Annotated in this window: 7 protein-coding genes; 5 read left to right on the forward strand and 2 right to left on the reverse strand. The window is 56.4% G+C overall.

Annotation, left to right across the window (positions count from 1 at the left end):
• Window positions 1-851: tyrosine-type recombinase/integrase (locus tag A8B82_RS19875; protein WP_067296531.1), on the forward strand; the 851-nt coding region annotated here is incomplete at its 5' end.
• Between the two features lie 30 nt (window positions 852-881).
• On the opposite strand, the gene A8B82_RS19880 is transcribed toward A8B82_RS19875, so the two are convergent.
• Entirely contained in the window at window positions 882-1,283 is a 402-nt protein-coding gene (locus A8B82_RS19880; RefSeq protein WP_067296532.1) for a type II toxin-antitoxin system VapC family toxin, read from the reverse strand.
• Window positions 1,283-1,525: a type II toxin-antitoxin system Phd/YefM family antitoxin gene (locus A8B82_RS19885; protein WP_067296535.1), complete on the reverse strand. Its 243-nt coding sequence runs from the start codon at window positions 1,523-1,525 to the stop codon at window positions 1,283-1,285. Before A8B82_RS19885 ends, A8B82_RS19880 begins: the two co-directional genes overlap by 1 nt.
• A 165-nt stretch (window positions 1,526-1,690) precedes the next feature.
• On the opposite strand from A8B82_RS19885, the gene A8B82_RS19890 reads away from it, so the two are divergent.
• From A8B82_RS19890 to repC, 4 genes are all read left to right on the forward strand, one after another.
• Complete coding sequence (locus A8B82_RS19890) at window positions 1,691-2,572, forward strand: recombinase family protein (RefSeq protein WP_067296537.1); 882 nt, start codon at window positions 1,691-1,693, stop codon at window positions 2,570-2,572.
• Between the two features lie 367 nt (window positions 2,573-2,939).
• Entirely contained in the window at window positions 2,940-4,139 is a 1,200-nt protein-coding gene (gene repA, locus A8B82_RS19895; protein ID WP_067296540.1) for a plasmid partitioning protein RepA, read from the forward strand.
• Window positions 4,139-5,107 (forward strand): plasmid partitioning protein RepB, encoded by a 969-nt coding sequence (gene repB, locus A8B82_RS19900; protein ID WP_235604746.1) that lies wholly within the window; start codon window positions 4,139-4,141, stop codon window positions 5,105-5,107. The genes repA and repB overlap by 1 nt, the downstream gene beginning before the upstream one ends.
• A gap of 239 nt (window positions 5,108-5,346) precedes the next feature.
• A complete protein-coding gene (repC, locus tag A8B82_RS23720; RefSeq protein WP_082899396.1) occupies window positions 5,347-6,405 on the forward strand; it encodes a plasmid replication protein RepC in 1,059 nt (352 codons plus the stop codon).
• Window positions 6,406-6,448: the final 43 nt, after the last annotated feature.

The following is a 6,448-nucleotide window of genomic DNA, read 5'->3' on the forward strand; positions in this document are numbered from 1 at the left end:
CCCCCGAGATAATCGGGCTCTTCCTCGCGGATCTGGCCTCCGGGTCAGGCCCTTCCCCTTCGCAGTCGGCGTCCCGACCCCTATCAGTCAGCACCATCGATCGCCGCCTATCGGGCCTTGCCTGGAACTATGCGCAGCGCAGCTTTGTCCTCGATCGCAAGAACCGCCACATCGCAACAGTGCTCGCCGGGATCAAACGCAAGCACGCCCGACCGCCCGTGCAAAAGGAGGCGATCCTGGCCGAGGATATTCTCGCGATGGTGGCCACTCGCCCCTATGACCTGCGTGGGCTGCGAGATCGCGCAATCCTGTTCATCGGATATGCCGGGGGCCTCCGACGCTCGGAAAATGTCAGCCTCGACGTCCACAAGGACGACACGCCGGACTCTGGCGGTTGGATCGAGATCTTTGACAATGGTGCCCTGCTCACCCTCAATGCCAAGACCGGCTGGCGCGAGGTCGAGATCGGCCGCGGATCATCAGATCAAACTTGTCCCGTCCATGCGCTGGAACAATGGCTGCACTTCGCGAAGATCGACTTCGGTCCGGTCTTTGTCGGCACTTCGTGCGATGGCAAAAGCGCATCCGAAACGAGACTGAACGACAAACATGTCGCCCGGCTGATCAAGCAAACCGTCCGCGACGCCGGGATCCGGTCGGATCTGCCAGAAGCGGAACGGCTGGCGCTGTTCTCCGGCCATTCGCTGCGCTCCGGTCTGGCCAGCAGCGCCGAGGTTGACGAGCGCTGTGTCCAGAAGCACCTCGGTCACGCCTCTGCCGAGATGACCCGCCGTTATCAGCGCCGCCGCGACAGATTCCGGGTGAACCTGACCAAGGCCGCGGGGTTGTGACGCCCCTGCCCTGCCGCAACAAACCGCACCCTAGAACGGGTTCTCGATCGTCACCCCCGTCGGCGCGAAATCACTGACATTTCCAGTGACAACGGTTGCAGCATGCCGCAGCGCCGAGGCCGCAATCATCAGATCAGCGCCTGCGTGACCGACCTCTGCCGACAACCGGCCCCAGATGCGAGCGTCCTCGGCATCGAACGGCAGCAATCGGTCAGAAAACAGCAGGACGGTCCGATCAAGCCAGGAGCGAAGATCACGCGCAAAACCGGGATCGCGCCCCTCCTGCTGGCGGATGCCGCGCTCGATTTCACCCAGTGTGATAACGCTCAGGAAAAGGTCCTGCTCGGCCTTCCCGCGCAACCAGGCCGCCACCTGAGGCGCACGGTCCGGGCGGCGCACAGCCGAAATGACGTTGGTGTCGAGAATATACATCAAAAGCTTACGTCACGCGGTGCGGCTTTGGCGCGCGGGACATCCCCACCAGGAAATGCCATCAGATGCTCTGCAAAACTCTCGCGCGCTCTCACGGCCCCATCAACCAGCCTGTGGTATTCATCCGCAGACAGGATGACCACCGCCGGCTTGCCGCGACGTGTGACTTCTTGGGGCGTCCCTGCCAGCGCGGCATCGACAACCGCACTGAACTTGTTTTTCGCATCTTGAACTGTCCACATCGCACTTCACCTAGCTAGCTATCTAGCTAGATATATCATTTGCAGGAGGTCCAATGTCAAGGTGAGAGAAAGACGATTGAGCGGCGCTAGCCCAGATATCACGACACCATCACGCGTATTCGGTCGTTTAGTGGCGGTATATGAAACTGCAAAAGGCCTGTTTTGATGCCATTGATAGGCTACGCGCGCGTTTCAACCGAGGATCAAACCCCCCTGCCCCAGTCGCAGGCCCTGAAATCCGCGGGTTGCGCCGAGATCCATGAAGAACAGGCGTCGGGCGGAAATCGTGCGCGGCCGGTCCTTGCGCGCGTGTTGGAGCGCGTGGCCAAGGGCGACACGCTGGTTGTCGTGCGCATTGATCGTCTGGCGCGATCGCTGTCGCATCTCTTGGAGGTGATCGAGCGGCTTGAGGCGAAGGGCGCGTTCTTTCGCTCCATTCAAGACCCGATCGACACTGCCTCGCCGCAGGGCAAGTTCACGCTGCAGGTTCTGGGGGCCGCGGCCGAGTTTGAACGCGCCCTGATCCGGGAACGCACGAAGGCCGGCTTGGCGAGCGCAAGGACCAAAGGACGCGTGGGAGGCAATCCGGGCCTGCGCGCGCGAGACCCTGGCGCACAGCGCAAGGTGCGGCTGGCGCGGCAGGACGGATATATGGAACGACTAAACGAGACCGCGCAAGACTGGGTACCGCATGTACGCCGGCTGCGCCCTGATATGGCTTGGGAGGATGTGCTGCGCATCATCAACGGCCCCTTGCCCGGGGCGCGGCGCTGGACGCAAAGCCGCCTGTTGCGCGCCGTGAACGCCTATGTCCGCGACGGCTTCTTAGCAGAAACAGTGCTAGGGCGGGCCGGACGCCGCGAAACGGATGATCGCCTGCCCGCCATTGTCGCAGGCATCAAGGGCGCAGATCCCGACATCACGCTTCAGGCTATCTGCGATCGGCTGGAGGCGATGCGCGAACGCACGCCGCGTGGGCGGACAAGCTGGCAGGCGTCATCTGTGAAGATGCTGCTGGAACGCGCCGGAAGGCTAGGATTGCTATAATAGGCACTTAGTAAGCCTTCCTGGACACTTAAACGCGTTCAAGTTCACGGAATCACTTATAATCTGGTTATGAAATAGCGAGTTTGCGAGCCATGAGCAGGGGTTAAGTCGACATCTCGCCAAATTTCTCGAGTCACGGGAACCAGTGCAGAAGTAAGACATTACAAAATATTATCAATACCTTAGCCTGATATGGTCCCTGGGCATGCCGTTGGTGCTGTGGATAACTTTTCCACTACATCTAGATTCTTCTTGCTGGAATTGCGCGTTCATGGCATTTCCATTCTGACGACAAACCGCGTCAGGTGGGTATTTGACCGTCAGAATGAGAAAGAGCCTTCGAAAAGGCCGCGAGAGGCAGTAGAACATGGATGATCGCAACGCTGGAATTATGCAAGGTATAGGCTCAGCTGACATCGGAGCCTTTGCCGATAATTTGGCCGAGTCGCTCGATCGACAGATGAAAATTGCGTTTGAGCCCGAGGAGCGCAAATCTCTTCGCCGCTTCAGTTCGACTGAAGTTGCAAGCGTACTCAGGGTAAGCACGTCGAACCTGCGCAATCGGCACAAAGACGGGAGCTTCCCCGAGGTTCACACCGATAATCGTGGGCATAGATTCTATAGCGCCGAGGAAGTAGATATTCTACGCGACATCCTCGGTCGCACAGGAAAGAACGCGGACGCCTATCGCCCCGGGCGTCGAGACAATGATCGTCTCCAAGTGATTTCGGTCGTCAATTTCAAGGGTGGGTCATCCAAGACTACGGCGACGATACACCTGGCGCAGCGCTTTGCTTTGCGCGGGTATCGTGTGCTCGTGCTTGATCTCGATCCGCAGGCCAGCCTGACCACTTTCTTCGGCTTCCGTCCTGAGCTGGAGTTCGCGGACGGCGGCACCATTTACGATGCTTTGCGATATGAGGATCAGGTTCCGCTCTCAGAGGTCATCCAGAAGACCTATTTTCACAAGCTCGACATGGTCCCAGCCGGACTGATGCTTTCAGAGTACGAAACCGAGACAGCAAACGCGCTTGCACGCAGGGCCCAACCTATTTTCGCCGAACGTCTGGCTTTGGCATTAGAAGAAGTCGATGCTGACTATGACATCGTACTAATCGACTGCCCCCCACAATTGGGCTTTTTGACGTTGACGGCACTGTCTGCATCGACTGGCCTCCTGGTCACCGTTGTGCCAGGCATGCTCGACATTGCTTCAATGAGCCAATTCCTCAAGTTGGCATCCGAGACGATAAAAGCCGTCGAAGAAGCCATCGGCAGGCGCGTTACTTGGGACTTCGTCAAGTTCCTGGTCACACGATATGAACCCTCCGACGGCCCCCAGACACAGATGGCCGGATACCTAAGGTCAATTCTGGCTGGGCAGGTCATGACGGAACCCATGCTGAAATCCACCGCAATCTCTGATGCAGGCATGACGCAACAGACAATCTATGAAGTCGATCCTAACCAGCTCATCCGAAAGACGCTTGACCGGGCACTTACGAGCGTAAACAGCGTCGCAGACGAGCTCGAGCAGACGATTCAGATGGCATGGGGGCGTCGCTGATGGCCCGCAACATCTTCAATCAACCTCCGAAAGAAAACACCGAAGCCACAACTGTGCCCCCTGCCCCGGCCAAGTCTTCCAAGCTTCCCGGCTCCGTAGGCGGTCTACGTGACTCCTTGCGCGAGATCACAGCCAATTCGATCCGCGACATCGATCCTGACCAGATTGACATAGACGGCCTGCGTGACCGCCTCGTACTGGAAGACAACAGTATTGATGAGCTTGCGGAGAGCATCCGGAAACACGGTCAGCAAGTGCCAATCATGGTCCGCCCTTCAGACAAGCCAGAGCGGTATCGTGTCGTCTATGGTCGCCGCCGCCTCGCAGCCATCCGAAAAGTTGGCGGAACAGTTAAAGCGATTGTGCGAACTCTGGACGACGATGCTTCACTGATCGCGCAAGGCCAAGAGAACAATCTGCGACTCGACCCCTCTTTCATCGAAAAAGCGCTCTTTATCAAGGAAATGCAGGAAGCAGGGTACAAGCCAGGAGTTATTCAGGACGCTTTGGGCCTTACACGGCAAGGCGTCTCAAATCATCGCGTTGTGATCGAGCAACTGCCCGACGAACTCATCCGCCTCATTGGGCCAGCACATGGCATCGGTCGGCGCCAATGGGGAGATTTGGCAGCTCTGTCTGAGAAAGTGCCCTTGGTAGACATCGCAAGAGAGACACTTCCCTTGGTGAAAGACGATACGCCAAGCCCTGAGAAGTTTCAGGCGGTCTTCAATGCAGCCTCCAGCAAGGCGCGTGGAGCCCCCAAGCAAAAGGCCACCATTCATTCCACTGTGATCAGAGATGAAAATGGCGGTCCGCTCGCCATGCTTGCGATTGATGATCGATCCGTCGCCATAAAGGTCACGCGAAAGGACAACCCAGAATTCGGCCAGTGGGTCGAAGAGCACGCCGAGGCAATGCTTCGTCAGATCTTCGACCAATGGCGGAATAAGAGAGGCTCGGGGTCCTGACCCCGGCTACAACGAGAAACACGAGCAGAGGAGAGAGACGAAGGCCAAAAATAAAAGAGCCCCCCAAGGTTTCCCCTGGAGAGCCCTCATCATCAGTTTTGCACCTATGATGTAGCAACCTCCAACAAAGCGGTCAAGAGTCACCGATTCGGTGGACATCTTTTTATTGCCTTTTTGCGCGCACACTCGCGGGAAGAGACGGGGAAGTTATGGGCCAAGCGGTCCTCGTTCATAAAAACATGACATTCACAAAACTGTCCATCAAACGAAAAGAGACTTACCCAGTCCCCGGTGAGGCACCGTCGACAAACGAAACTAACGTCTGGGCCATCTTCAGAGCCCTCAGAGACTCTCACACTCAGTTCGGTCTACGGCCTGGTCACATGCAAACGCTCCAAGCATTGCTCAGCTTTCTAAAACCAGGTCACGGCGAAACTGTATTTGCCTCCAACTCTGAGATCTGCCGCCGTGTTGGGGGTATTGATGAACGAACACTCCGTAGACACATTGATCGCTTTCTCGAACTGGGTTTCATGACGCGCCATGACAGTCCAAACCGCAAACGGTATCGTGTTCGGTCATCCGACGGCCAATGCATCAGCTACGGGGTTTCTCTCTCACCATTGATCGAACGCGCGAACGAACTTTTGGCTGTTGCCCAAGAGGTAGAGAACAGACGCCGTGACTGCATTTTTATCCGCAAACAAATCCTGACCAAACTTGCACAACTTGAGGAGTTCTGCCCCGAAAGCCCGTTTATTTCAGAGGTCAGGAAAACTCTCAGAAGGAAGCTGTCGGTAGTCGAATATCGCGCCCTGCTCGTTAAGGCAGAGACCGAATGTGATACAATGTCCACCGCGGTGGACACACCAAAAGCAACCTATTTGCCCGCCAACGACGGACAAAATGACCGGCATCTATCTAAGTCAGAAAAAGAAGATAAAGATTTAGAAAGAAGGGAAACCACTGAAAACCCAAAAATACGGACTCTAACCACGGTTTGCAACGAGGCTACTGCTTTCGCTACGAACATGCTTAGAACTTGGGATGACGTAGACCATCATGCGAGAACATTGGCTCCAATGATGGGAATTCATACCACAACATATGAAAAAGCTAAGACAGCCATAGGTGCGCAGAAAGCATCCTGCGCAATCTTCATAATGCTTCAGCTCGGCAATCGCATACGAAACTTTGGAGCATATTTTCACAGCATCACACTTGGCAGACGCGTAAATCAGTTCAACCCATCCATGTTACTTGAACGGCTAGCAAGCGCAGAAGGCCCTCCAGCATGATGTCCACCGCGGTGGACATTCAACAATCGCTAAGAGGGAGAGA

Origin of the sequence: Sulfitobacter sp. EhC04 (assembly GCF_001650875.1) — a bacterium.
Taxonomy (GTDB): domain Bacteria; phylum Pseudomonadota; class Alphaproteobacteria; order Rhodobacterales; family Rhodobacteraceae; genus Sulfitobacter.

What these genes read in the sequence shown, in the direction of transcription:
- A8B82_RS19880 (WP_067296532.1), bottom strand. Translation starts at nt 1,283, where the DNA reads ATGTATATTCTCGACACCAACGTCATTTCGGCTGTGCGCCGCCCGGAC.
- A8B82_RS19885 (WP_067296535.1), bottom strand. Translation starts at nt 1,525, where the DNA reads ATGTGGACAGTTCAAGATGCGAAAAACAAGTTCAGTGCGGTTGTCGAT.
- A8B82_RS19890 (WP_067296537.1), top strand. Translation starts at nt 1,691, where the DNA reads ATGCCATTGATAGGCTACGCGCGCGTTTCAACCGAGGATCAAACCCCC.
- repA (WP_067296540.1), top strand. Translation starts at nt 2,940, where the DNA reads ATGGATGATCGCAACGCTGGAATTATGCAAGGTATAGGCTCAGCTGAC.
- repB (WP_235604746.1), top strand. Translation starts at nt 4,139, where the DNA reads ATGGCCCGCAACATCTTCAATCAACCTCCGAAAGAAAACACCGAAGCC.
- repC (WP_082899396.1), top strand. Translation starts at nt 5,347, where the DNA reads ATGACATTCACAAAACTGTCCATCAAACGAAAAGAGACTTACCCAGTC.